The organism is Neptuniibacter sp. QD48_11 (genome assembly GCF_047778095.1).
In the GTDB taxonomy this organism is placed as follows: domain Bacteria; phylum Pseudomonadota; class Gammaproteobacteria; order Pseudomonadales; family Balneatricaceae; genus Neptuniibacter.
Window position 1 is genome coordinate 1,280,131 of the sequence record NZ_CP180551.1, and the last position, 25,787, is coordinate 1,305,917.

General features: G+C 44.6%; 19 protein-coding genes. 12 read left to right on the forward strand and 7 right to left on the reverse strand.

Annotated features, from left to right (window positions below):
* The first annotated feature begins 185 nt into the window (after window positions 1–185).
* From ttcA to recD, 9 genes are all read left to right on the forward strand, one after another.
* Window positions 186–1,061, forward strand: coding sequence for a tRNA 2-thiocytidine(32) synthetase TtcA (gene ttcA, locus ACMXYU_RS05775; RefSeq protein WP_415898231.1), 876 nt, complete (start codon window positions 186–188; stop codon window positions 1,059–1,061).
* 125 nt (window positions 1,062–1,186) lie between these two features.
* The gene (locus tag ACMXYU_RS05780; protein WP_415900637.1) at window positions 1,187–2,173 is read left to right on the forward strand and encodes a GlxA family transcriptional regulator; all 987 of its coding nucleotides are present in this window, start codon (window positions 1,187–1,189) and stop codon (window positions 2,171–2,173) included.
* A complete protein-coding gene (locus ACMXYU_RS05785) occupies window positions 2,170–3,345 on the forward strand; it encodes an MFS transporter (RefSeq protein WP_415900639.1) in 1,176 nt (391 codons plus the stop codon). The genes ACMXYU_RS05780 and ACMXYU_RS05785 overlap by 4 nt, the downstream gene beginning before the upstream one ends.
* A gap of 9 nt (window positions 3,346–3,354) precedes the next feature.
* Window positions 3,355–4,134 carry a class II glutamine amidotransferase gene (locus tag ACMXYU_RS05790; protein ID WP_415900641.1) on the forward strand — a complete coding sequence of 260 codons (780 nt, stop codon included), beginning with the start codon at window positions 3,355–3,357 and terminating at the stop codon, window positions 4,132–4,134.
* A 218-nt stretch (window positions 4,135–4,352) separates the two neighbouring features.
* Window positions 4,353–5,357 carry a diguanylate cyclase gene (locus ACMXYU_RS05795; protein ID WP_415885184.1) on the forward strand — a complete coding sequence of 335 codons (1,005 nt, stop codon included), beginning with the start codon at window positions 4,353–4,355 and terminating at the stop codon, window positions 5,355–5,357.
* A gap of 54 nt (window positions 5,358–5,411) precedes the next feature.
* Window positions 5,412–5,621: a hypothetical protein gene (locus ACMXYU_RS05800; protein WP_415900643.1), complete on the forward strand. Its 210-nt coding sequence runs from the start codon at window positions 5,412–5,414 to the stop codon at window positions 5,619–5,621.
* 146 nt (window positions 5,622–5,767) lie between these two features.
* Window positions 5,768–9,043, forward strand: coding sequence for an exodeoxyribonuclease V subunit gamma (gene recC / locus ACMXYU_RS05805; protein ID WP_415900644.1), 3,276 nt, complete (start codon window positions 5,768–5,770; stop codon window positions 9,041–9,043).
* Window positions 9,036–12,557, forward strand: a complete 3,522-nt coding sequence (recB, locus tag ACMXYU_RS05810) for an exodeoxyribonuclease V subunit beta (RefSeq protein ID WP_415900646.1) — start codon at window positions 9,036–9,038, stop codon at window positions 12,555–12,557. The genes recC and recB overlap by 8 nt, the downstream gene beginning before the upstream one ends.
* The gene (gene recD, locus ACMXYU_RS05815; protein ID WP_415900648.1) at window positions 12,550–14,391 is read left to right on the forward strand and encodes an exodeoxyribonuclease V subunit alpha; all 1,842 of its coding nucleotides are present in this window, start codon (window positions 12,550–12,552) and stop codon (window positions 14,389–14,391) included. Before recB ends, recD begins: the two co-directional genes overlap by 8 nt.
* Window positions 14,392–14,455: 64 nt before the next feature.
* Here recD and ACMXYU_RS05820 read toward each other — a convergent pair whose 3' ends face one another.
* The 3 genes from ACMXYU_RS05820 to ACMXYU_RS05830 all read right to left on the reverse strand — a co-directional run bounded on the left by ACMXYU_RS05820 (window position 14,456) and on the right by ACMXYU_RS05830 (window position 16,107).
* Window positions 14,456–14,596, reverse strand: coding sequence for a hypothetical protein (locus ACMXYU_RS05820; protein WP_415900650.1), 141 nt, complete (start codon window positions 14,594–14,596; stop codon window positions 14,456–14,458).
* A gap of 146 nt (window positions 14,597–14,742) precedes the next feature.
* Window positions 14,743–14,985 carry a GrxA family glutaredoxin gene (locus tag ACMXYU_RS05825; protein WP_415881706.1) on the reverse strand — a complete coding sequence of 81 codons (243 nt, stop codon included), beginning with the start codon at window positions 14,983–14,985 and terminating at the stop codon, window positions 14,743–14,745.
* Between the two features lie 552 nt (window positions 14,986–15,537).
* Window positions 15,538–16,107, reverse strand: coding sequence for a TIGR04211 family SH3 domain-containing protein (locus ACMXYU_RS05830; RefSeq protein ID WP_415900652.1), 570 nt, complete (start codon window positions 16,105–16,107; stop codon window positions 15,538–15,540).
* Window positions 16,108–16,330: 223 nt separating this feature from the next.
* Here ACMXYU_RS05830 and ACMXYU_RS05835 point away from each other — a divergent pair, with 223 nt between their 5' ends.
* Complete coding sequence (locus tag ACMXYU_RS05835) at window positions 16,331–17,137, forward strand: mechanosensitive ion channel family protein (RefSeq protein WP_415900654.1); 807 nt, start codon at window positions 16,331–16,333, stop codon at window positions 17,135–17,137.
* A gap of 79 nt (window positions 17,138–17,216) precedes the next feature.
* Here ACMXYU_RS05835 and ACMXYU_RS05840 read toward each other — a convergent pair whose 3' ends face one another.
* From ACMXYU_RS05840 to ACMXYU_RS05850, 3 genes are all read right to left on the reverse strand, one after another.
* Window positions 17,217–19,442: a hypothetical protein gene (locus ACMXYU_RS05840; protein WP_415900656.1), complete on the reverse strand. Its 2,226-nt coding sequence runs from the start codon at window positions 19,440–19,442 to the stop codon at window positions 17,217–17,219.
* A 158-nt stretch (window positions 19,443–19,600) separates the two neighbouring features.
* Window positions 19,601–19,888 (reverse strand): membrane protein insertion efficiency factor YidD, encoded by a 288-nt coding sequence (gene yidD, locus ACMXYU_RS05845; RefSeq protein WP_415900658.1) that lies wholly within the window; start codon window positions 19,886–19,888, stop codon window positions 19,601–19,603.
* 267 nt (window positions 19,889–20,155) lie between these two features.
* Entirely contained in the window at window positions 20,156–21,550 is a 1,395-nt protein-coding gene (locus tag ACMXYU_RS05850) for a PhoH family protein (RefSeq protein ID WP_415881701.1), read from the reverse strand.
* A gap of 402 nt (window positions 21,551–21,952) precedes the next feature.
* On the opposite strand from ACMXYU_RS05850, the gene cobB reads away from it, so the two are divergent.
* Complete coding sequence (cobB, locus tag ACMXYU_RS05855; RefSeq protein WP_415900660.1) at window positions 21,953–22,663, forward strand: Sir2 family NAD+-dependent deacetylase; 711 nt, start codon at window positions 21,953–21,955, stop codon at window positions 22,661–22,663.
* Window positions 22,664–22,959: 296 nt separating this feature from the next.
* Window positions 22,960–24,351 (forward strand): nucleotide 5'-monophosphate nucleosidase PpnN, encoded by a 1,392-nt coding sequence (ppnN, locus tag ACMXYU_RS05860; RefSeq protein ID WP_415900662.1) that lies wholly within the window; start codon window positions 22,960–22,962, stop codon window positions 24,349–24,351.
* Here the strand turns inward: ppnN and ACMXYU_RS05865 are convergent.
* Window positions 24,348–25,661, reverse strand: a complete 1,314-nt coding sequence (locus tag ACMXYU_RS05865; RefSeq protein WP_415900664.1) for a diguanylate cyclase — start codon at window positions 25,659–25,661, stop codon at window positions 24,348–24,350. The two genes, ppnN and ACMXYU_RS05865, sit on opposite strands and share 4 nt — an antisense overlap.
* Window positions 25,662–25,787: the final 126 nt, after the last annotated feature.

Here is a 25,787-nt window from a genome sequence, read left to right on the forward strand (position 1 = left end):
TAGTGTATCACCGCTTCTTAGCCGAGCAAGCGTCAAGGTGTAGGACTTCTTAAGATCATCTAGTGTATAATCTGCGCTCCGAAATAGAGCTGAAGACCATGACTACTAGCAACACCTCATCCATTGAAGATCCTCAACTAACTGACGCCGAAGCTGCAGCAGAGCAGAAGAAGCAGAAAACCCGTATGAACAAGCTGCAGAAGCGTCTGCGCCGTGAGATGGGTCGCGCGATTGAAGACTTCAATATGATCGAAGATGGCGACAAGGTTATGGTCTGCCTTTCTGGCGGTAAAGATTCCTATGCGATGCTTGATATCCTGATGAATCTGCAGCGCAGTGCCCCAATCAATTTTGAACTGGTGGCGGTGAATCTGGATCAGAAACAGCCGGGCTTCCCTGAGCATGTTTTGCCTGCATATTTGGAATCGATCGGTGTACCTTTCCATATCTTAGAGCGTGATACTTATTCCGTTGTTAAAGAAGTGGTGCCTGAAGGTAAAACGACCTGTGCACTTTGCTCTCGTTTACGTCGTGGTTCTCTGTACGGTTTTGCTGAAGAGATCGGTGCGAACAAAATTGCACTAGGTCATCACCGTGACGATATTTTAGAGACGTTGTTCCTGAACATGTTCTATGGCGGTAAGTTGAAATCGATGCCACCAAAATTGGTTTCGGATGATGGTAAGAACATGGTTATCCGTCCGTTAGCTTATGCGCGCGAAAAAGATATCGCTGCCTTTGCCGAGCTACGTGGCTTCCCAATCATCCCTTGTAACTTGTGTGGTTCTCAGGAGAACCTGCAACGTCAGGTGATCAAAGAGATGCTGCAAACTTGGGATAAGAACTTCCCAGGTCGTATCGAAACCATGTTCCGTTCGTTGCAGCATGTTGTGCCATCACACTTGGCTGATACTGAACTGTTCGACTTTAAGGGCTTGAAGCACGGCTTCCCTCACGGTATTGATCCAAACAGTGACACTTCTATGCGTCCGGATAACGCGCCGACAGAAGAGGCGGTACAGACGTTTAATCCGCAGAAGATCGACGTTCTTTCTCTCTAATCTATCTATTGCTTAATGATGCATGTCCGAAATTGTCGGATATGTGTCATTGATGACATTTCGGTTTCGCGTAATACTGCTATCACAGGTTAAAAACTCAGGTTTAATCGCCGTGGGAGTATTACGTGAAAACAATCGCCGTTCTTGGCTACGCTGATTGCCAGATTCTAGATGTGACCGGGCCATTGCAGGTATTTGCATCGGCTAATCGGGCATTAGGGCAAGATTTCTACCAGATTAAAATTCTTGGGTTATCGCAAGAGCCTATAGTGACCAATTCGGGGATGCGCTTGGTTCCCGATCAGTGCTATTTCGATGCTACGGATATAGATACGTTGCTGTTTGCAGGTGGACGTGGAGTAGATCTACAGCGGAAAAATCAGGAGCTGATTAACTGGATACAGGAGCAGGCTAAAACTGTTCGACGAATTGGCTCTGTTTGCAGTGGTGCTTTCCTTTTGGCAGAAGCCGGATTGTTAGCGGATAAAGAGGCGGTATCTCACTGGCAATGTTGTGATTTGTTAGCCGAAGAGTTCCCCGATACGCGGGTTAACTCCGATGCGATCTGGATTAAACAGGGGGATCTGTATACCTCCGCAGGTGTGACTTCTGGCATTGATCTGGCCTTAGCCCTTGTTGAGGAGGACTTAGGTCATGAGATCGCGATGGCGGTTGCACGAGAGTTGGTGGTGTTTATGAAACGCCCCGGTGGTCAGGCACAATTTAGCACTCAGCTAGAAGCTCAATTAAAAACCACAGGGCCTGTTGCTAAGGCAGTTGCTTATATCGAACAGCATCTAAATGCAGAGCTTAATCTCGCAATATTGGCCGAGCATTGTTGTGTCAGTGAGCGGCATCTGTTTCGTCTGTTTAAAAGTGAGTTTGCGCAATCGCCAGCCACTTATATCGAAAGCAGCCGCTTAAGTTTGGCTCGGCAGCTATTAGAAAGCGGCGCATTGAATCTACAACGAGTAGCTGAGCAGAGTGGACTAGTATCCGCTGACAATCTTCGTAGAGTGTTTATTCGCCGTTTAGGTATTAACCCAAGTGAGTATCGGGATCGTTTTGGTTCTGTAACTTGTGATCAAGTATCAAAGGATATTAATTCATGAATCTGAATGTTTTCTTGCTCTCCGGTTGCCAAGCCTTATTAACGACCGGAAACATACTTTTAGTCTCGGTAGTAGCTTTGATCGGTCAGAACCTCGCGGCGAGTCCTTCCATGACTACATTTCCGGTGGCGACTCAGTTTATCGGGTTGATGCTTGCGACGATTCCTGCCTCTCTGATTATGCGCCGTATAGGCCGAAAAAATGGATTCTACTTAGGGAATTCGATCGGCATATTGGGTGCGGCATTGTGCATTCTTGCTCTGCAAGGAGAGCAGTTCTTTCTATTCTCGTTTGGTACTTTCCTTTTGGGTATAGGCATTGGCTTTGGTACTTTGTACCGATTTGCGGCGGTAGAGGTTTGCGATGATCAGTCGAAAAGTAAAGCAATCTCCTTAGTTATGGCCGGTGGTGTTGTGGCTGCGGTGATTGGGCCGCAGTTGGCTATCTATAGTCAGGATTTGCTAGGCGAAGCGGAGTTTGCTGGTGCTTTTGTTGGATTATTAGGCCTTTACGTTATTGCACTGTGTTTGCTGTTTTTTACTCATATTCCCAAAGAAGTGGCTGCTGAAGAAACTGACAAAGCACGTCCGTTGTTAACGATTGTTAGGCAACCCACCTTTATCGTCGCCGTTGTTGTTGCAATGGTGGGTTATGTGGTGATGAACCTACTGATGACAGCAACGCCTTTGGCGATGGCCCGTTGTGGTTTTACCTTTGCTCAAGCGGCTCATGTTATCGAGTGGCATGTGTTAGGTATGTTTGTACCGTCGTTCTTTACCGGCAGTTTGATCGCACGATTTGGCCTTAATCCTGTTATGTATGCCGGCGCCGTATTTATGTTGGCCTGCATCGGCATTAACTTGATGGGCGTATCTGAATGGCATTTTTGGACTGCATTGGTGTGTTTAGGAATTGGCTGGAACTTTATGTTTATCGGAGCAACTCAACTGGTTACCACAACTTATAGACCTGCAGAGAAAGCTAAATCTCAAGCGGCGAATGAGTTTTTAGTGTTTAGTATGGTGACAGTTTCCGCAATGTCTGCGGGTTGGATGGAGGCTGTATTGGGCTGGCAGGCGATGAATTGGATTGTTTTACCTTTGATCCTTTGGGCAGTAGCAGTTATTTTCTATATAGGCCGCTCTCATTCTGAGCCTGTGGCTGCTACCTAAGGAAGGAATATGAAGTCGCCACAATTTTTATCTATCGTGACCTCATCGCCAGTTAAAGTGAGATTGACCAATCTCCCTGAAATAGAGGCTTTAGGCATCACTACTGTATGTGAATCTAACTTACAACGATTCACTGCTATGGATAATAACAGGGCGTTGGGGCTTGCAGATTATCTTGCAGAAAACCCCGAAGAAACAGAGGTATGGTCTGCTGCGTTTTATCCTGAACTCCCCCTTGAGGCCGTTGAGATTCAACCTTATTCAAGGGCGCAGCGTGGCTTACCCTGTTTGTTTTCCCAAGTAGGGGAGTTACCCGGCATCGAAGATGGTGATCGCTTTCCTGTGGGAGATCAGTGGCCACTAAGCTGTAGCCCTCAAGAGCGAGCGTTTAGCTTGTTGCAGGAGCGGATGCGTAAGCTATGGAGCGAAGGGCGACCGGATGCTGAGATGAAATTAGCTTTAATCGCTGATTATGCCGGACGCTTAAATCGATTAAGCGGTCACCATTTTATTCATTGGGATGGTGAGTTGCTTTTTGCCTATTCTGGTAACGAAACTGACCTTGAACCTTTGGCTTACCAGAGCTTTTCATTTAGAGAGCTTTGTTTGAATTATGGGGTGGATCTAGAGCTTTCTTCAGAGGATCTTGTGACTGGTGTTATTGTCGCTTCTCAGTCTTTGTTGGGCGACGAAGCTATTACTATAAATCCGGGGAATACCTTATGTTTCAGGCAAGGACAGCTATTTGAGCAGTGTGAGCCCGTAAGTTTTTGGGAAAGAGTAGAGTAACTCTTTCCGAAGTCTATATTGCAAATTCATACCAACAACCACTTCCATTATTGATCCAGCTTCTTGTTTTAATTTGTTTTTTAATATTCCTTCATAAAATCAGATTGTTGACTATATTTAAATTACTTAAGGATATAGAGTAGTGGTATTACCAATTAAAATATTGGTAATACCTTCGACTGTTTGTTTTAGAAAGATGGTTAGGCGCAGTAAGATTTATGAAGGAAAACGCAGTTCCTCAAGCAGGTATCCCGCCCATGGCAATCGTTGATATGACAGATCAATCCATGCTTATTCAAGTGTTTGATCGCATTGTCTTACCAACTTTTGTACTTGATAAAGATCACACCATTATTTATTGGAACTCTGCTCTTGAGGCTATAAGTGGTCTTAGCAGAGAGGAGATGATCGGTACTAAAGATCAGTGGAGGCCGTTTTATTCCTCTGCACGTCCTTGTCTGGCTGACTTGATCCTTGAAGGTGGTAAGGATGAAGACGTTAAGCACTATTATATGAATAAGTGTCAGCGCTCTGAGTTGATCGAGGGTGCTTATGAAGCCGAAGATTTCTTCCCTGACTGTGGTGTCGATGGTGAATGGCTGCAATTTACAGCTTCCAGTATTGTCGATTCCAACGGTGAGTTGATCGGTGCGATCGAGACATTCCAAAATATTAGTGGGCGTAAAAAAGCTGAATTTGAGCTGCTTGAGCGAGAACGGATATATAAAGAGCTGAGTATCACAGACAGCTTGACCGGTCTTCATAATTCTCGTCATTTCTATGACCAGATGGAAAATGCGTTGGAAACTGCCCGCCGTTACCATCATGGTTTTACTTTATGCTTTTTCGATCTAGATGATTTCAAAAAACTCAATGACTCTCATGGCCATTTGATGGGCGATAAAGTGCTCGAAACCTTCGGTGCTTTGGTTCGCTCTTCCCTACGAACCTTAGATAGTGGTTATCGCTATGGTGGTGAAGAATTTGCAATCTTGTTGCCATCAACCGATGTTGATGGCGCTGAAACGGTGGCAGAAAGGGTGCGAGAAAGTTTACAGAACTATCAATTTATCTTGCCTGATGGTGAAACCATTCGTTGTAGTGTCAGCATAGGTGTAACCGCTTATACCGTCGGTGATAGTGTACAAAGCTTGATGCAACGTGCAGATAATGCGCTGTATAAAGCAAAAGAGCAGGGTAAAAACTGTATTGTCACAGTTTAGCTTTTCACAACCGCTTCTCTATGTAATCATCTGCCTCCGTAACTTGGAGGCAGTATGAAGAGTTTTCTTTTTTCTACAGACAATGATCGTGGTGGCGTAATTTTGTGTGATTTAGACACCTTGCCAGAAGCGGTCGACTATTTGAAACAACGCTTTAAAGGGGTTGTTCGAGTAGAGCAGGGCCGAGACTATTGGTCCGAGGAAGAAGGCTTTGCAAGTTTGCCTGCACCAGCTGAAGAAGATAACCCTCACAGTAGTGGTTGATGGCTGTTCTACTACCTTGTTTATTCGAGTTAATCTCAGCGTTCCACAATAATTAGTAACTGACATTAAAAGTCCAGTTCAGTAAAGTAGATAGCTCTAATTACCAACCCTCGTTGGTGAGCAATTTTTACTGCATCAGGGCACGGATGTTTCAGGTTTATCACTCCAATTCGATATTGGTCCTTAAGGATCTCTTAGTTGAATTAATTCGGCGCGACCCAATCGCGGACCCCTTTATCTCTGAGCAAATTCTGGTGCAAAGCCCAGGTATGGCGCAGTGGCTCAAACTCGAGTTAGCACAGGCATCCGGGATCGCAGCATCCATCGATTTTCCTCTGCCGGCATCGTTTTTATGGAAAAGCTTCTCTAATGTTTTAGATGATGTTCCCGAGCGCTCTGCCTTTACCAAAGAGGCGATGGCTTGGAAGTTGATGTTGGTATTACCCGATCTGCTGACCCAACCTGAATTCCATCCGCTGCAAACCTATTTGGCAGACGATGAAGAGGATTACCGCCTCTACCAGTTGTGCAATAAAATTGCTGATATCTTCGACCAATATTTGGTGTATCGTCCCGATTGGATCGCTGATTGGGAACAAGGCGGAAATCTAGCCGCTGCCCGTCATAGCTGGCAGCCAGTCCTATGGCGAGCATTGACCGATTACACTCTGTCCTTAGATCAATCTCATTGGCATAGGGCCAATATGTTTGGCGATTTTGTAAAGCTGCTTCGTCAACGCTCTAACCTGAAACAGTTACCGCCACGCCTGTTTGTCTTTGGTATTTCAGCGCTACCGCAAAATTATATCCAAGCGCTACAAGCCTTAGGTGAACAAGTTGATGTGCACCTGATGATTATGAACCCTTGTCGCTACTACTGGGGTGACATTCTAGATGCTGCTCAGATCGCGCGAGTAAACCGTCGCTGGTTTGGCAAACCCGAACTAGAGATGAGCGAGTATGCCCAAGGCAACCCGCTTTTGGCGTCTATGGGTAAGTTGGGGCGTGATTACATCTATCAACTACAAGATAACGCGTTTGAAGAGATCGATGCTTTTGCTGAACCGGAAAGGCACTGTTTGTTGAACAGCATTCAGCAGGATATTTTGGATTTAGATAATCCAACCTCATTCCCTGAAGATCCAAGTCATAGCGAAACAAAGCATAGCGTTGATGAGCAAGACCGCTCGATAGTGTTGCATAGCTGCCATAGCCCGCTGCGTGAAATCGAGGTTTTACATGATCAGCTGTTAGCTAAATTTGAGGAAGATCCAGAACTCAAACCTCGCGATATTATTGTGATGATGCCGGATGTAGCGGCTTACGCGCCTTATATCGAGGCGGTATTCTCCAATGCACCTTCTGAGCGTTATATTCCATTTTCTATATCGGATCGCAGTAATCGTCAGGAGAATCCTCTATTACTTAGCTTTGAAAAAGTACTGAAGCTAAATAGCAGCCGCTTTACCGTATCTGATGTTTTAGAGTTACTCGAAGTACCTGCGATCTTGCGTCGATTTGGTTTGGATGATGATAGCTTCCTACGTCTTCGTTACTGGGTTGATCAAGTTAATATACGCTGGGGTCTGGATGCTGAACAACGCAGTGTCTGGGAACTGCCGCTGTTTGAGCAAAACAGTTGGCGCTTTGGTTTGCGCCGTATGCTCGCAGGTTATGCATTAGGCGAACAAACGGCGTATTGGCAAGAGATAGCGCCATACACTGAAGTGGAAGGACTTGAAGCTGAATTACTTGGCAAACTTGCTGATTTTATTGATCTGTTGGAAGAAGCGAAAACCTACTTCAGCCAGTCGCTCTGTTTAGATGAATGGGTTGCGGTCATTAACCAATTGTTGGAAGCGTTTTATCTTGCCGATGAGCAAGATGAGATCGCTTTGAACTCAATTCGTCAGACGCTACAAAATCTGCAAGAACAGCTATCAGATGCTGAATTTAATCAGCCGTTATCCTCTTTAGTAATTACCGATTATCTGTTGAACGGGATGAACCAGCAGCGCTCATCCCAACGCTTTATGATTGGTGCGGTTAACTTCTGTACCTTGATGCCGATGCGTTCGATCCCGTTTAAGGTGGTTTGTCTGCTTGGCATGAATGATGGCGCGTACCCGCGGAGTATCCCTCCGGTTGGTTTTGATTTGATGACCGACTACCCGCGCAGAGGTGATCGTTCCCGTAGAGATGATGACCGTTATCTATTCTTGGAGGCGATGCTTTCGGCTCAAGAACAGCTTTATATCAGTTTTGTCGGACGCTCTATTCGCGATAACAACCCTAAAATACCTTCGGTCTTGGTCAGTGAACTGCTCGATTACATCGAACAGGGTTATACCTATGCTGCCGATGCGACTCTTCCGTATACGGATAGTGGGCAAAAGCTGAGGCAGTCGTTGATCCAGCAGCATCCGTTAGTTGCTTTTAGCCCGCAGTACTTTGCTGAGCACTCGCAGTTGTTTAGTTATGCCGCTCAATGGTTACCAGCTGCTGGGGCTGATACTAAGCCTCTGCTGCAATTTATCAATCAGCCGTTGGAAAACGAAACGCTAGCCGAATTAGAACTCTCTGATTTGATTCGCTTTTTGAAAAGCCCATGCCGTAGCTTCTTTAATCAGCGGTTGAAAGTGTATTTCAGTCAAAGCGAGATCGAAGCGCAGGACGAAGAGCCGTTCGCGCTGGATAACTTGGAATCTTATCTGATTAAACAGCGTTATCTGGATACGGCGTTGGCAGAGCAGTCGCTTGATCAACTGGATCAAACGGTATTGGCCGAGGGTATTCTTCCGGTCGCTCAGGCGGGTGAGTTAACACTGCAAAAAATACGTCATGACTGCGAAGAGCTTGCTGAGAAGATCCGACCTCTATGTGAAGGTACCCCTGAGCGAGTTGAAGTAAATTTGGATCTGGATGGTGTGCGTTTACAAGGTTGGATTGATCATTGCTATCCGGATCATCTGTTGCGTTATAGACCGGCGCAAGTCAATGCCCGGGATCGCTTATCGACCTGGGTTGAGCATCTAGTTCTGTGTGCACTAGGAGTTCGCAAAAACGCGGTATACCGCGGTTTGTCTGGTAAGGCATTCTATCGCCAAGTTGAATCTTCAGAAGCGCGTCGCTTTTTAACCGAGCTGGTGGCGTTTTATCAGCAGGGGATGACGATGCCACAAGCGTTTGACGCTTCATTAGCCCATGATTATTTTGCGCAACGAGCTAAAGATCCTGATAAGGCTTTGCAAAGCTTAGAAAAACGCTTCTACGGAGACAGTTTTAGTATCGGGGTTTTAGACGACCCTTATGCGCGTCGGGCATTTCCCGATTTTAATCAATACACCGAGCAATTTATTCCTTTGGCAGAAGCAGTGTACGAGCCGCTACTAGCGTATGTAGAGGAGGGGAAAGATGACTAGTGTACTTCCGCTAGAGCCGTTTACTTTTCCTCTGAAAGGACAGCAGCTCATAGAAGCCAGTGCTGGTACCGGTAAGACCTACACGATCACAGCCTTGTATCTGCGTTTGTTGTTAGGCCAAGGGGATATCAGTGATAAGCCGTTAGGACCTGATCAGATCTTAGTTGTGACCTTTACCGAGGCTGCGACAGAGGAGCTTCGAGACCGTATCCGCAGTCGAATAGTCGATGCGCGAAATGCTTTTCTGTTACCAGATGTTAGTGATCCGTTTTTAGATCAGCTAAAGCAAAATACAGCGGATCATGAACAGGCGATCAAACTGCTAGAACAAGCAATTCGGCAGATGGATGAAGCGGCGATTTTTACCATCCATGGTTTCTGTCAGCGGATGCTAAAACAGCATGCGTTTGAAAGCGGTTCGTTATTTGAGAGTGAACTGACCCAAGACGATCAGAGCCTGATTCGCAGTGCAGCGATCGATTTCTGGCGCAATACCATCTATCCATTATCAGGTCCGCTCAGTAGCTTGGTGATGCAGTATTGGTCTAGCCCTGAATCACTGATGATGGAAATACGCGGTTTATTGAGCCGCAGTGTTCGGGTAACGCCAGACTTATCTGATCAGGATCTGGCTGAGGCTTATGAGGCAAGGTTAGAAGCGCTGAATGAGTTCAAGCAAGCATGGCTACAGAATGAAGATGACCTGGTTGCGCTGGTTCAAAGTTCAGGGATAAACAAGCGCAGCTATACCAAAGCAAATCTACCGAAATGGATTGCCCAGATCGATGATTATGCGGCATCAGAACAACTGGAGCCGAATAAAAAGCTGGTTACAACACTGCAGAAATTTACCTCTTCAGTGTTGCAGGAGAAGACGCCAGAAGGTGCTGAATATCCGCAGCATTATCTGTTTGAGCAGTTAGAAACCCTGTTAGAAGGGGCAGTTCCGGTTAAAGAGATACTGCTGAGTCGCGCATTGAAAGAGGTTCGGCTCCGTTTAGCCCGTGCTAAAAAGCAGTATCAGGTGCAAACCTTTGATGACTTGCTGATCGACCTGCATCAAGCGTTATACAGCAACAGTGGTGAGAGCTTGGCCGGTGCTATTTGTGATCAGTTTCCGGTCGCAATGATTGATGAGTTCCAAGATACTGACCCACTGCAGTACGGCATCTTTTCAACGCTGTACAAAGATGTAAATCGACATGCCTTGATCATGATCGGTGACCCGAAACAGGCGATCTATGCCTTTCGTGGTGCCGACATCTTTACTTATATTCAGGCCCGTCGCCAAGTGCCGCAGACCTTTACCTTAGAGACTAACTGGCGTTCGACCACGCCGATGGTTGAAGGGGTAAATCATCTTTTCCAATCGGCTGATTCTGCTTTTATCTATGATGAAGATATTCCATTTATCCCCGTTAAAGCAGCAGATAAGGGTGGTAAGCGCTTAAAGATTCAAAACGTCGAACCTCCCGCATTAACCTTGTGGCATCAAGAAAGTGATGAGCCCCTAAATAATGCGCAATATTTAGCGACTTATGCTCAAGCTACGGCTTCAGAAATAGATCGCTTATTGTCTAGTGATACGCTGATCGGAGATCGAAAACTACAAGGCTCTGATATCGCCGTGCTGGTTCGAGATCGTTTTGAAGCAGAAGAGATTCGCAGGGCTTTAGCTGTCTATGAGCACCCTTGTGTTTACTTGAGTAACAAAGATTCCGTTTTTAAATCTAAAGAAGCGATCGAACTCTCTTTGCTGTTAACGGCAATTGAAAACCCGTTGAATGATCGTGCGCTGAAAGCTGCATTAGCAACAGAGTTTATGCAGCTTGATATGCATGATCTTGATCGACTGAATCACGATGAATTAGGTTGGGAGAAGGTGATCACTGAATTTAGTGATTATCGTGAAATATGGCTCCGGTTAGGTGTGTTGCCAATGTTAAGCCGACTGATTCATCAACGTAATCTAGCTGCAATGACGCTTGAGCAGGTTTCCGGAGAGCGTCGTTTAACAAACATGCTGCATCTGGCAGAACTTCTGCAACAAGCGAGCGCTGAAAGAGAAGGTATAGCTGGATTGATCCGTTGGTTTAACGAACAGATTTCTCAGCCTTCAGGTGGTGGTGACGAGCAGATTTTACGCTTAGAAAGCGAGCGAAATCTGGTAACTATTGTGACCGTGCATAAATCTAAGGGTTTGGAATATCCAGTCGTCTTCTTGCCTTTTGCTTGCCGTTTTAAAGAGCAGAAAAGTGCTTTTTATCATGATGAATCAGGCGAAGCTGTTTTAGACCTTAAAGCTGAACCGGAAGCACTGGAAGAAGCGGATAAAGAACGACTGGCTGAGGAGCTACGTCTACTCTATGTAGCGCTAACCCGTGCAGTTTATAACTGCTATATCGGTATCAGTCATATCAAGATCGGTAATAGTAAAAAGTCCCGATTGATCGATAGCGCCTTGGGGTATCTTCTTCTGCAATCGGGGATTGAGTTGGATGAAGCTTTGCAAATACTCGAACAGCATGCTGCTATCCAAGTATTAGCGCCGCCAAATTACGGCTCTCAGAAAGATCTATTTGCCGTTGAGGAAGAGCAAACTGCTCATCTAGAAGCTCGAGATTTTGAGCGTAAAATTGATCGTGATTGGCGTGTCAGTAGTTACTCTGCGCTGAGTAAACATCAGGCTAGTCATATACCTGAACTTCCAGGGTTGGATCTGGAAGTGGCTGCGGAAGGGCAGGAACAGGTCGAAGACGTTATACCTGACGAAGATAATATCTTTACCTTCCCAAGAGGCGCCAATGCCGGCACCTTCCTGCATAGCGTCTTTGAAGAGATCAGCTTCGCACGATATCAGCAGATCATGCTGGAATCGGATGAGTACCGCACTCAACTTCAAGATCAGCTACAGGTAGCAGGCTACGAAGAGCGTTGGCAGCTTGTGATCGAAAAGCTGATAGAAGATGTTCTAGCAACAGATCTTAATGGACATGGACTGCGCTTAAACCAGATCAAAGATGAAGACCGGTTGGTGGAGATGGAATTTATGCTCAGTGCAGAACACATCACGGTAGGGCGTTTAGAGTCTTTGATTCGTCGCTACGATCCTTTAGCGGCTAAGGCTAAACCGCTCTCTTTTGAGCCTTTAAGAGGCTTGTTAAAAGGCTTTATTGATCTGCTCTTCCGAGATGGCGAGAAGTACTATGTCTTGGATTACAAATCTAACCACCTAGGTTATGAGGCTTCCTGTTACACCCAAGAGGCGATACAAGAATCGATGATTGATCATCGTTACGATCTGCAATATCTGCTCTATACCCTCGCGGTGCATCGATTACTGAAGCAACGTATACCTGATTACGATTATGAACGACATTTCGGCGGCGTTTATTACTTGTTCCTCCGTGGGATGGACGGTGAAAGCTCCAATGGGGTGTTCCATGATAAACCGGATATCGAATTGATTGAGAAGTTGGATCTAATGTTTGCCGGGGAGGTTGTTGATGTCTAATGCATACCTACCCCAGCTGAAACAGTGGTCGCAAGAAGGGATCATTCGTTCTGTCGATTATCAACTTGCAGCGTTCGTTGCTGAACAAAAGCCTGATGATTCAGCATTACCGCTACTTGCCGCTTTGGTTAGCTTTGAGTTGGCCTCGGGTAACGTGTGTCTGCCTTTAGAGAGGTTGATCTCACCAAAAGGCTATTGGTCTGAAGAGATAGTGGCTTTAGTCGAGTCTATCGATTGGAAGGCACTAAAACCTGACGCTCGTTTGTTGATGCTGGGGACTAATGGATCGCTAGAAAGTGGGCTACTGGTTTTAGATCAGGGGCGCTTCTATCTTCATCGATATTGGCAATATGAGATCCAAGTCGCTAAGCAGTTAAGCCAACGTACTGTGCCTGTTGATGTGGATCTACCTTTGCTGGGCGATCATCTTGCGCAACTTTTCCCTAAACAAAACGAAGAGATCGACTGGCAGAAGGTAGCTGCTGCGGTTGCTATTCAAAAACGTTTCTCGGTAATTAGCGGTGGTCCGGGTACAGGTAAAACCACAACGGTTATTAAACTGTTGGTTCTGTATATTCAACAGATGCAGGCTAAGAGCTTAGATATCAATATCCGCTTAGCTGCACCTACGGGTAAGGCTGCAGCGCGTCTAGCTGAATCGATAAATTCGGCAAAACTGAAATTAGCATTACCTGCCGAGCTTGCTGATCTGGTGCCTTCGGAAGCCAGCACACTTCATCGTTTATTGGGTGTGATTCCGAACCAGATAGGTTTTCGTCATCATGGGGATAACCCGTTGCACTTAGACCTGTTGGTATTGGATGAGGCATCGATGGTTGATCTACCGATGATGGCGCGTCTATTGGATGCGCTGCCTGATCACGCACGATTAATATTGCTTGGAGATAGAGATCAGCTAGCGTCGGTAGAAGCGGGGAATGTCTTAGGCGATATCTGTAGTTGGCAGGGAGAATTGGATTACAGTGCTAATCAACAACAGGTATTAACCCAGTTAGGTGCATTTCCTCAGGCCCAATCGTCCGGTTCAGTTCAATCTTTTTCAGATTGTTTGGCGCTTCTACGTAAAAGCTATCGCTTTGATGATAAAAGTGGCATCGGTTATATGGCGAAAGCCGTTAACTCTGGAAGCGTTGAGCATGTTAAGAGGGTGATGGCTAAGGGGTTTGAAGATCTTAATAATCATTACCTGTCTCGTGACAGTTACGAAGAGATGATCAATCTGGTTGTTGCTTTTTACAGTGAACTGTTTAGTCATGTTAATCCTGAGGCTTCACCCAAATACTTATTGGATCGATTAGGTGAATTTCAGCTGCTGTGCGCGCGGCGTGAAGGAGTCTATGGCGTTGCCGGTCTGAATGAACGTATTCAAAAAGAACTGCGCAGCAGGGGCTATATCAAAGGCTCTGATACTTGGTTTGCTGGACGACCGATTATGATCACCCGTAATGATCCTGCACTGAAATTGTTTAATGGTGATATCGGGATTGTGCTAGCCGATGATAGCGGAAAGCTCAAAGTGTGGTTTGAATTGGATGGCGAGCTACGTAGTGTGCTGCCAAGTCGCTTGCCTGAGCATCAGACTGTGTTTGCGATGACTGTACATAAAAGCCAAGGTTCTGAGTTTGATACGGTCGCGTTTATTTTACCGCCGGACGACAGTCCTTTGCTGACGCGAGAGCTTTTGTATACGGGGATTACCCGAGCACGTAAAACCTTGCACCTATATGCGACTAAAGCGGCCTTATTTGCTTCTACAGAGCGGAAAACGGAAAGATCGGGTGGTTTAGCTGTGAGGTTATGGGGCGGTAGATAAAAATAAAGCCTGATCAGGTGTTGTACCCAAGTCAGGCTCTTATACATATCACAGCGGTAATGGATTAACGGCGACGACGCGCTGGATGCTGTGGGTGTTGCTCATTCTCAATACGAATAGGTTGTACATGTGGCGTGCTGTTTCCTAAGGAATACAAGAAAACTACGCCTGCTGCGATGGCAACCAATGTAGCAAATGTCATCATAACTCACTCCTAACTGGTGAAAGACCAGTACAACTGTCTAGCAGTATAACTCAATAAACAGGCTTATCATTATTTAGCGGCTAATATGGAAAAAATCTTAGTCCTAGCCTGCTATCTAAACAGTTATATGGGCATCAGGAAATAATTTAAACCCCTTGGGCGTTTAAATATGCTTCTAGCTCAGTGAAACCACCAATATGTTCTTGGCCGCAGAATACTTGAGGCACGGTAGTTACTGGTTTGCCCACTGTTTGCTCCAGATCTGCTTTGCTGATGCCTTCCTGATGTATATCGATATAACGGTAATCAAGCTGTTTAATTTCACAAATCTGTTTTGCGCGGGAACAAAAACCACAACCTTCACGACCAAAAATAGTAATACGTTTCATTTGTCTTCCTCCGTTTAAGTGATGTGTTAATTGAAACAGAGGCGGCTGATTGATCCCAATTAGATATGTTTATCTAATCGATTGGTTCTTTTTATGGAACATCTTAAAGAATGCTATACGAGAGAAGGTATGGTTTTTTGTAGGACTTTAAGGTGATTAATATATGTTGTGAATACTATTTTGCGCTGCACAAATTTAGCTGAAAAGGAGTGATTTCGGGGGATGGAAGGTTTTTCCCCAATCTTTGTGGATAACCTTGTAAACAACTCTTATCGAACTTCGTTAAAGGTAGATAAAACCTTGCGATTAACGGATTGGTTAAAAAATAACCAATGGTTTATATGTATGATTTGAAAGAGTTTTTAGCCTTATTTCTATGGGAAAAGTTGTTTTTGAGTGGCCAATCAGCTATTGCGTGTAAAGTTACAGGGCTGTAATTAATGTCAAGGGGAATGATCGATAAATTAAGATTTTTTTATTGATTGAAGTCCTTTTTAAACAATAAAAAACCGGAGTTCTAACTCCGGTTTTTTTGTGTATGAGCTGAAGTGATCAGAACCACTCATCCTTACGCTTTTTACGTTTAGGGAAGTAAGGAAGGATCAAACCGAGGAATACACCACCTAGCGCTACTAGGCCGCCGTGTGTAAACCAGCGCATCAGATTGCTTTCATCGCTTGATTCGATCTTAAAGTTCAGATCTTTAATGGATGCTTTTAATTGTTCAACTTCTGCAGTCAGCGTTTGATTGTCTTTCTTTAGCGAAGCAGATTCTTGCTGAAGCGTTTCGATCTGCTGAGCTTGCTCTGTCACGGTTGTTTGGCTTTTCTCTAAGCTGCTTTGAAGCTTAGGCAAGCGAACTGACATACTATCGCCAGAATCAATCGCAGAAGGTTCTACCCAACCAATACGGCCTTGAGGCATACGGATCTGAGCGTATTTAGTCTTAGGGTCTCGTTTTAAGATAGTGACAGGGGAGCCACTTTTGATACGAGTAATGATTCGATACTCATTACTTGGGCCGTTATGAACGTAGACCATTGCATCGTCTGCAATATGACCTTTTTCCGCTTGAGCAGATACAGAAAATAGTAGGAGAGAAGTCAGTAATAACTTTTTCATTGATACATTTGTTTGAACGCTAGAATTTGGCATATTGTACGGATTAAACTGGTTGCTTAACAGGTTGTTTTTGGAGTTATTCTGATTTCATTTTTCTAATTTAGAATAAATAGTGCAGAATACCCGGAAGCGAGACAGCCTCAGCAGCCTGTTTGGCTGTTGTTCAGATTCGTTTTGATTAAATTCGTTCACTTTTTTTAAGATCTTTCTCAGGGGAACCTTAATGGATAACTTCTTTGATGCTTACGTATTTCCATGGATTGTGGATATTGCGCTTGCACTGGCTATCTTCTTCATTGGTCGTTGGGTCGTAAAGCAGGTAACCAAACTGCTTGAGCGCGTACTACGCAAAGCCAAAGTTGAAGACATGTTGGTAAACTTTGTCTCCTCAATTGCGAATGTAGCGTTACTACTGATCGTAATTGTTGCCTCTCTAAACCAGCTAGGAGTTGATACAACATCGCTAATCGCACTCTTGGGTGCTGCTGGTCTGGCGATCGGTCTATCTCTACAGGATTCCCTGAAGAACTTTGCTGCGGGCGTAATGCTTGTCATCTTCAAGCCATTCCGTGAAGGCGACTTCGTAGAAGCGGCGGGTGTTGCAGGTGTTGTTGAGCATATTCAGATCTTCAACACAATCATGCGTACTGGCGATAACCGCGAAGTAATCATTCCTAACGGTTCAATTTACAGCGGTGTAATCACAAACTACTCTGCTCGCGATACGCGTCGTGTAGATATGGTGTTTGGTATTGGTTATGACGATGATCTGCGTAAAGCGAAAGAGATCCTGAACGAGATCATCGCTGCAGATGAGCGTATTTTGAAAGATCCTGCACCAGTTGTTGCTGTATCTGAGCTAGCTGATAGCAGCGTGAACTTTGTTGTTCGCCCTTGGGTAAACTCTGCTGATTACTGGGCAGTGCTATGGGATACAACTGAAACTGTGAAACTACGTTTTGACGAGGAAGGTATTAGCATTCCTTTCCCTCAGATGGATGTACATCTTCACAAAGAAGAGCAAGCGTAAGCTTCTCTTTTCTCCTTCTACAAAAAGAGCCTGATTTATCAGGCTCTTTTTTATCTATCTTCTTTTCTAGTTTGTAGCTTTACTCGGACTGCTCAGCTTCAGAAGAGTAACCACCGTCTGATCGATCTCGGAGTATCTTCTTAAGTTCGTTTCTTAATTGAGCATTATCCTGTTTAGACTTTTGCGCCTCGAGACGATATTTAAAGATCTCTTCGTAACGCGCTTCCAACTTCACTTCCATGTTGCTGATTGTTTTTTGCTGCGTTGCGAGCTGATCTTCCAAATCATCGATCTGGGTTTGTAGGTCTTCGATTAAGCCATAACCGGAGTGACTGTCGTCGCTACCAGCAGCGCTGTCTTTCTCGGTCGATTGTAGCTCAGTGACTATATGGCTATAGAGCGCTTTGAGATCAGCTTCTTCGCGACTGTTATAGCGGATCGTATTCTCAATCGCTTTATGGGCACTGGCTGCACCTATAGAGCCGGCTAGAACGTGCTCCACCATACGATGGAACTCTACTAGCTCTATAATGGTGATCTGCAGTTTATCGATAACCTGGAGGTCTTCAGCAATGGTTCGGACCTCTTGCTCAGCTTTATCTTCATGCAGATAGTTTGAGAGTAGGCTATGCGCTTCTTCCAGTTTCGGTTGCAGTGAAATATAGGCATCTAACCCTGTAGGCCTTGCGCGACGCGAATGGGAGGCGTTCATCGCACTGATAAATTCAGTGGTTAGATTTCTTTCGCTTTTATTAGGGCTAAAGATAATTGAGCCAATAATGTAGCTGCCAATATTAAAGATAAGTGACCAGAACACTGCGTGGCTTACAGGGTGCAGACCGTCTAAGCCAAACAACGCTTCTGGGCGCAGTGCAGTAATATTCCAAGGGCCTTGAACTAACAGTGCCTCTGTAAACCAGCCATGTTTAATGAAGGTTGGAATGAGTAGACAGTAGGTCCAGATAATAAAACCGGTGAGTAACCCCAAGAAGGCGCCAAGGCTATTACCTTTCTTCCAGAACATGCCGCCAAACAGGGCTGGTGCAAACTGTAGAACCGCCACGAAAGAGAGAAGGCCGATAGCTGCAAGAATGTAGGAATCTGCAAACTCTTTTGCAAACCAGAGGCTGCCGAGAAGAATCAAAGACACCATCACCCAGCGAAGCTGAAGAAGGTAGCTACGTAATGGCTGTAGCGCAGGGATCCTCTCTAAGGTCGGCAAAATAAGATGGTTAGATGCCATGGTTGAAAGCGTCATCGTTGTGATGATGATCATACCCGTCGCTGCAGAAAAACCACCTATAAAGGCTAAGATTGTAAGGCTTTCACTGCCAGCTTGTTGTGGCAAAAGAAGCACGAAGAAGTCTGCGCTTTCGGCGGGCATTCCCATTAATAATCCTGCTGCTGCGATAGGTACGACAAAGATGTTGATACCTATCATATAAGCAGGGAAGAGCCACATAGCGGTCTTTATGTGGTTTTTGTTGGAGTTCTCAACTACTGAGACATGGAACTGGCGCGGTAGTGTATGAATCGCAGCGAAGCTTAAGATCAGTAGAGTGATCCACATTACACCGCTGTTTTCACCGTGGTTCATACTTACTAGGTGCTCTAAACCAGCGGTTTGTATGCGACTGTATATATCGCCGAAGCCATCAAAAAGTGTGTAAGTTACAAAGAAACCAACGGCGATAAAGGCAATAATTTTAACGATACATTCGGCAACTAAAGCCGCGATCATGCCTTGATGGCGTTCAGTTGGATCCAAGCGTCTGACCCCAAAGATAATGGTGAAACAGATCATGAAGATCGTCACCATCCAGCCCGATAGATCAAATGCAGAGCCTGTCTGTGGGGTATCGGTGATGATTGAGAAAGAGCTGATAATCGCTTTTAACTGCAGGGATATATAAGGAACTATGCCGATTAAAGCGATGATAGTAACGAGGGCTGCGATCTTTTGAGAGCGGTTATAACGGGTGGAGATAAAGTCGGCAATACTGGTAATGCGGAAGGTTTCTTTGGCTTGTACCATCCGTCTGAGTGAATACCACCAGAAACAGATACCAATTAATGCCCCTCCGTAGATACTGAAAAAGAGCAGCCCCGAATTAGAAGCAAACCCAACACTGCCATAGAAGGTCCAAGAGGTATGGTAAACCGCTAGCGAGAGGGCATAAATCCAGGGATTTCCTGCGCTCTGCTCACCCTTATTTTTAATCCTCTTTTCTACCAGCTGCGCGATAGCAAATAGGATGCCCATGTAAACGGTAACGTACAGAATAACTGACAGCGGTGTGAACATAATATCCAGCTTATTCTTAGGGGTTAGATTCTTATCTTAAACCCTATAGATGCTTCGCTGAAAGGTGTCAAAGGAAATAACTTACTGATACCTAATCAAAAAGCTCTGTTTCAACAATAAAATATAGTGCTGTTAATCAGGTTTATAAGAAAAAGCTGTTATTTACTGGAGGATGAATCTTGCTCAGCGTGATGGTCACAGCAACTTTTAGGCATAGGAACAGGGTCATAACCACCGTCGTTGTACGGGTGGCATTTGCTAAGTCGTCTCAATCCTAGCCATACGCCTTTAAAAGGCCCGTGGAGTTTAATTGCCTCAATCATGTAGCTTGAGCAGGTTGGATGAAAACGACAACGAGGGCCTATAACAGGGCTGATAAGGTATCGGTAGATATTTACCAATCCAATTAGTAGTGAGCTAAGGCAGCGCTGTAAGAAGGAAAGCATTAGGCGATACGTTATTTTGAAGTCGTTTTCTGAAAAAAATACCGGGTAAGAAAGGGCTTACCCGGTTATATATCCGGGGAGGATTAAAACAATATGTGATCTTTAGCACCACTAAAAAATGAAAAGAGGTTGAAAATCACAGAGAGCTAATTATAAGGATTCTAATGTAGATTAAAAGTTAAACAGTAGTTCTTGTCTGGTTTTTTAAGCCTTCCCACATGAATCAGCGTATGCAGGAAGGCCTAAAGAGCGAGTTTGTTGATCGAATTAGAGATGCTCTTCAGCATATTCAGCCAGTCTTGAGCGGAAGATACCTTCTAGATGAACATTCGCAGCCCCTTCGTAGTCTTTAAAGCGTTCGACCAGATAGGTTAAGCCGGAAGTGAGCGGTGTTAGATAATTCGAGTCAATCTGTGCAAGGTTACCTAAACAGATGATCTTTGAGCCCTTACCGCATCGGGTTACGATAGTTTTTAGCTGTGACGGCGTTAAGTTTTGCGCTTCATCTAAGAGTACAATTGCTTCTTGAATACTGCGGCCGCGGATAAAGTTTAGCGATTTAAATTGAATATTCGCTTTCTCAATTGCGTATTTCACGCTGCTTTGCGGACGCTCATCGTGTTCGTGCATCGCTTCTAAGTTATCTTGAATCGCACTTAGCCAAGGGGTCATCTTCTCCTCTTCAGTACCCGGTAAAAAACCAATGTCTTCGGCAACGGGTGGGGTAGAGCGAGTCACAATGATTTTGTTGTAGCGCTGCTGCTCAATCACCATCTCTAAAGCGCAAGCAAGAGCGATCAATGTTTTACCAGAACCTGCTGCACCATTGAGAATGACAAGGTCCAGATCAGGGTCTAGGACTGCATCCATAGCAAATGCTTGGAATACGTTAATCGGTTCTATGCCCCAGCAGTTCTGCTGCATTAAGCGATCGACCCCTAAGTCTCTTAATGTAATTTGACCATCGCGTACTGAAGATACGCGCGCAGCAAACTCCTCTGAATCATCGTAGATATATTCGCAAGGGTAAGTTTCAGGTAGCACTGATTGGGCAAATTGATGGTAAGTATGGCTGCCCTCTTGGTAGCTTTTAATGTCGTCGACGCGCTCCCAGAAATTGCCTTCCATATTGCTATGACCAGCAGGCAGGAGTTCTATGTCGGAAACAAGCTGATCGGTACGGTAATCTTCAACCCGTTTTAGCCCCGCACCTAAGGCTTTTAAGCGCATATTAATATCTTTGGTAACTAAGATAATATCGCGGTGAGGGTTGGTCGCTTGAAGATGAAGCGCGCAGTTTATGATCTGATTATCTTTATTGGAGTTTTGTGGCAAAAAGCCTTGGCGAGCTGTTAACTCATGATCGGGAAAGATACTAAGTTGGCCTAATTTCTTTTCACTGTTTGCAGCGGTTATCGGGATAAAAATATCGACCCCTTTGGTGATTGCCGCTGCATCATCAGCATGACTAAGAATGTCGTCTATGGCCCGTATGGCGGCCCTAGCTTCTTGAGATACATTTTTCTTTCGGTCCTTAATGTCATCTAACTCTTCTAAAACAGTCATCGGAATAGTGATGTCCTGTTCTTTAAATTCATACAGACACTTAGGATCATGAAGAAGTACGTTGGTGTCGAGTATATAGAGTTTAGAGGCAGTCATAGCCGGTTCCTTATATAGCCGAAGGGAAGATATGAGCTAATGAAATTATAAAAATTAGAAAGTTTGAACAGATCAAAGATTGAGTGTATTTGGGGCTTTTTAAATTCTCTATGGAAAGGCCGATAGCGACCAAAGCTTTGAAGGCGCTTAGCTACTTCAAACACAGCAGAGTAGGCTGCTGACCTAGAGATAGACTCTGTAGGTTTCGGAGTCGTAATGATTATTCTGTTACTGACGTACTGTGAAATATGATCCACCACGAAGTCTCAGATAATTGCTGAATACTAAGCTAAGACAAATTTGAATCTGAATTAGCACAGCTATTACTATGTAAGATAGCTTAGTAATACATAGGTTCCAGTTGAATGACAAGTGACAAATTTGCTTTGAAGGATTTTAAAGATGGCAATTAATTCTATTGTGGTATTAACCGGTGCAGGAATATCCGCTGAATCCGGCATTAGAACATTTCGTGCTGAAGATGGTTTGTGGGAAGACCATAAAGTAGAGGATGTTGCTACCCCAGAAGCTTTTGTGCGTGATCCGCAGCTTGTTCATCGTTTTTATAACCAGCGAAGAGAGCAGTTACTTTCGGAACCTGTTAAACCCAATGCCGCTCATGTCGCTTTAGCTCAGTTAGAGAAGAAGTTCCCTGGTCAGTTTATGTTGGTGACACAGAATATCGATAACCTACATGAGAGGGCAGGTAGTCAGAACTTATTACATATGCATGGTGAGTTGTTAAAGATGCGTTGTAGTGATTCTGGTCAGGTCTATAAAGAGACGGGGCAAACTGAACCTAGTGATCGTTGTGAGTGCTGTGATCTATCGGGCACATTGAGGCCAGATATCGTCTGGTTTGGTGAAATGCCGATGTATATGGACGAGATCTATTCAGCATTAGAAAACTGTGATCTGTTTATCTCCATAGGTACGTCTGGTCATGTTTATCCGGCCGCTGGTTTTGTAGAAATTGCGGGAAGATCTTCGGCGTTGACGGTAGAACTAAACTTGGAACCATCAAGGGTGGAGTCAGCTTTTGATCACCGAATTTATGGTCCTGCGAGTGAAGTTGTTCCTGAATTTGTCGCGGATATTATCAAGCAGCTTTGAAATATTTGATTGATTTATAAGTGAATTTTTTGATTTTTACCACATGCTGTCTATAGTTTCTTAAGGAACTTCACTGAGATGTCGGCTGTCTAAAAATTTGCTGTTTGTGAATCTTACCCCAATTTTTAAGTCTCTTTTTTAATTCGTGTATTCACAAAATCTTAACAGCAGACGTTTAAGACTATGAATATTGTCGCCGTCGTTTAATAAGAAGAACGAAAGTGATGTTCAGCCGAAAGTTATTTTGGGATCGGCTAAACAGGATTTATTTAGCTCGATCCATGGAGGTGGTCATTATGATGACAGAGCAATACGTTACGACCAGTATTACCCCCTTAGAAAGCCTTAATTCTCTTTCACCTTATGAAGTGGACCAGTTACAGGATGCCAGCCAGGGTGGTTTGTTTCGCTTATTTCGCCAATGCTCTTTGGCGGTTTTGAATAGTGGTAGCGAATTAGATAGTACTAAGCTGGTTTTGGATAAGTATGCAAAATTTGATATCAAAATCAGTCAAAAGCATCGAAGTGTTCAGCTTGAATTGGTGAATGCGCCCGCCACGGCCTTCGTGAATGGTGAGATTATCACAGGTATTCGCGAACACCTTTTCTCTGTTTTGCGTGATTTACTATATGTTGGTACCGAGTTAGATCATCGCTGTTCTGGCCTTACCGAATCGGAAGCGACTACGAATATGGTCTTCCATATTCTTCGCCATGCAGGCGCGATTCGTCCGCATGTAAAACCAGATCTCGTTGTCTGCTGGGGTGGACATTCCATTAATCGTATCGAGTACGATTACACCAAAAAAGTAGGCTATGAGATGGGCCTACGTGGACTTAATATCTGTACTGGCTGTGGCCCAGGAGCGATGAAAGGCCCGATGAAAGGGGCAACGATCTCCCATGCGAAGCAACGTCAAAAAGAGGGACGTTACGTCGGTATTTCAGAGCCCGGTATTATTGCTGCGGAGAGCCCAAACCCGATCGTAAATGAACTCATAATTATGCCGGATATTGAAAAGCGTTTAGAAGCTTTTGTCCGCTTAGGTCATGGTATTGTGGTATTCCCAGGGGGCGCAGGCACCGCAGAGGAGATCCTTTATATTTTGGGTATTCTTCTGCACGAAAAAAATCATAGCCTACCATTTCCGCTTGTATTGACGGGGCCGGCAGGTAGCGAAGAGTATTTTGAAACGGTCGATAACTTTATTCGCTCCACATTAGGCGATGAAGCGGCTAGCAAATATCAGATTATCGTTGATGATCCTCACGAAGTGGCGGAAGTGATGCGTGAAGGATTGGAACAGGTGACCCGTTATCGTAAGGCCACCAGTGAATCTTTTCATTACAACTGGCAGATGCATATTCCAGAATCTTTCCAACAACCGTTCGAGCCAAACCATGAAAATATGGCGAGCTTAAAGCTAATTAAAGATCAGACTGACTTTGAGTTAGCAGCTAATCTGCGTTGTGCCTTATCCGGTATTGTTGCGGGTAATGTTAAAGAACCAGGAATCAGAGCAATTGAAGAGTTTGGCGCATTCGAAATCTGCGGTGAGCCAGCAATTATGGCTTCGATGGATAAGTTATTAGGGTCTTTTGTTGATCAGCGAAGAATGAAAATCAACTATCAGGAATACCAACCTTGCTATCGTTTGAAACATGAGACGGAGGTGGAAGAGGTTTAATCCTCGTCCAGAATCATTTCTGATTGCGGAGAGCAGACGAGGTTCCTTCCTCTCGATTTCGCTTGGTACAGAGCCGAGTCTGCAGCCAAAAACAATTCGGATTGGTTTTTTCCATATTCAGGGTAAGATGCTACACCAAAGCTCCCTGTGATTTTTATCTTATGCTCTGCATAATTTAATACTTGTTGAGACAGTAGCTTTCTTAATTCCTCAGCTAGAACTTCAGCTTCATTCAAGCTGGTATTAGCCAAGATTAGTGCAAACTCCTCACCGCCCCAACGGAATAGGAAGTCGGTGCTTCGTATATTGTTGGCTAAAATGCGCGAGATTTCTTTTAAGACGAAGTCTCCCGCTAAATGGCCGTATTGATCATTAATGGTTTTGAAATAATCGAAGTCAAATAAACAGAGACTTAGCGAACTTTCATGTCGTTTGGCGAAGTCTAGCTGTATATCAAAGATGCGTTTGAACTCTCGGCGATTACGCAGTTTGGTAAGTTCGTCGTAGGCGGCAAGTTCTAAGAGTTTAAACTCTTGCTGCTTGTAGTCGGTTATATCCTTAACCATGCCTGTAACCCTCATGGGCTTACCACAGGAAGAACGCAAAGAAATACAGCCTAAATCATGGACCCATATATAGTGACCATTACGATTGCTCATACGATAAGTCGCTTCATAGCGCTCACGTTTACCTTGGATATGTTCCTCTAACGACTGTAAAACTAGGGGTAAGTCTTCAGGGTGAACATTGTTCTTCCAAGTATCAACAACCGGTTGCATCTCTTCGGGGCCATAGCCCAGCATCTTTTTTAGCTGAGGGCTAAAATAAACGTGATCACTGTTTATCTCCCAGTCCCAGAGTCCGTCTGTACAGGCATTGACCGCAAACCAAATCTGTTCTGAGCGTTCTTGAGTTTCAGCTTCTATAGCGCGACGAGCGCTAATATCTCGAGCGACGGAGAGGAAGTACTCTTTACCTTGGTGCTCAATCAGAGAAGTATTTATTTCGACGGGGAGTTCGGAGCCATCTTTTCGTATATGGCTACCGATGAAGGTAAATTTCTTATTTTGGCGGATAACATCGGCTATTTTTAACCAGTGTTCATGGCAATGAACATCTTTCTGTAACGAGAGTACTGAGTGGTGCAAAACTTCATTTTGCTCCATCTGTAGATCTTTATAACCAGCCCTGTTTACCCAAATAATGTTTGAGCTTTCGGGGTCGATCAAATAAACAGCATCCATCATGCTTTCACGAATAACTTCAAGTAGAGGGATATCTATTGAAGCTTCGCTAGTTTGAGTAGCCATAGCATCCAGCATATAAATAATGATCTGCTTAATTAATAAATTAAGCTGAAGGTTGAATGCAGTGTACTCCTTTAGGAGGGGGTAAGGGAACCTATAGGTTCCTCTCGTATTGATCTAAAGTCGCTT